At 65.6% G+C, this 1,170-nt stretch carries 1 protein-coding gene; it reads right to left on the bottom strand.

The genetic code is table 11. The features are described 5' to 3' along the window. Positions 1-144 precede the first annotated feature (144 nt). On the bottom strand, positions 145-753 hold the full coding sequence (locus ACZ45T_RS39225) for a DJ-1/PfpI family protein (protein ID WP_468449280.1): 609 nt from the start codon (positions 751-753) through the stop codon (positions 145-147). Positions 754-1,170 lie beyond the last annotated feature (417 nt).

The following is a 1,170-nucleotide window of genomic DNA, read 5'->3' as shown; positions in this document are numbered from 1 at the left end:
TCCCAGATCTCGGATGTCCGCCAAACCGAAGCAACCTCAGGACATAGGCCGCCACCGATCGCTACGCGCTCCTCACGACTCAGCGTCCGCGACCCGTCTGGGGCCGGTCATAGGCAGGCGGCCCAGAGGGCTGATCGCGGAGCGTCAGCGCAGTGCTGCCTCGCCCGCGTGGACGGCACGCATGACGCGCTCGACAGTCTCCTCTTTTTCGCCGACCGGAGCCGCGTAGTCGATGGCGGCGCGGGCGGCGTCCTCGCCGAGCATTCGGGTGATCACCCACGCGGCGAGATACTCGGACGCCAGGCAGCCGCCCGCAGTAGCGATGTTGCCTTCGCTGTAGAACGGCGCGTCCAGCACGGTGACGCCACAGTCTTCGACGAAGGGCCGGCTCGTCATGTCCGTGCAAGCAGGCATGTCACCCAGCAACCCGAGCCGCGCGAGCACCAACGCGCCGGAGCACTGCGAACCGATCAGCTGTCGCGAAGGGTCGAGCGGCAACATGGAGAGCAGCCGGTCGTCGGCGACCACGTCGCGCGTCTTCACCCCGCTACCGATCAGCACGACGTCGGCCTCGGTCACGAACTCCATCGGGCGCTGTCCGGTCACCTCGACGCCGTTCATCGACGTGACGACCGGCGTCGGCGTCGTAATGAAGGCTTCCAGGCCGTCTTTCCGACAACGGTTGATCAGAGCGGAGGCGATGAAGCTGTCGAGCTCGTTGAATCCGTCGAAGGTGACTACGGCTACCTGCATCACAACTCCCTGAGTTCGAAATCAGATGCCGAGTCTCCCTGCCGCGCCGCACCCGAGTCGCGAGCCAATTCGCAGCCAGTGGCATACCTGCGTCCGACGGCTGACCTGGGGCGGTACAAGCGTCAGACAGCGGCCATACCGAGCTGTACTCGGGTCAGGGAGAGTGAGCGGCCGAAAGAGCCGTCAGTTTGCCCCAATTCCCCCCATCCATCCCCGCATTTGTGGTGACGAGGACGATCTGATGCGGGTAGAGCTCGGCTGAGGTGAGCAATCGCCCCTCCGGACCTTTCACCAGACCCCTTCGCTCCCCATCAGCCCCAGACGCCCGGCAGCCGCCGTCGTCGAGGAGCGCGTAGCGATCGGTGGCGGCCTATGTCCTGAGGTTGCTTCGGTTTGGCGGACATCCGAGATCTGGGC

Source organism: Streptomyces sp. NPDC030995 (genome assembly GCF_055571215.1).
The sequence above is the reverse complement of the archived record's forward strand: the minus strand, read 5'-3'. Positions and strand labels throughout refer to the sequence as shown.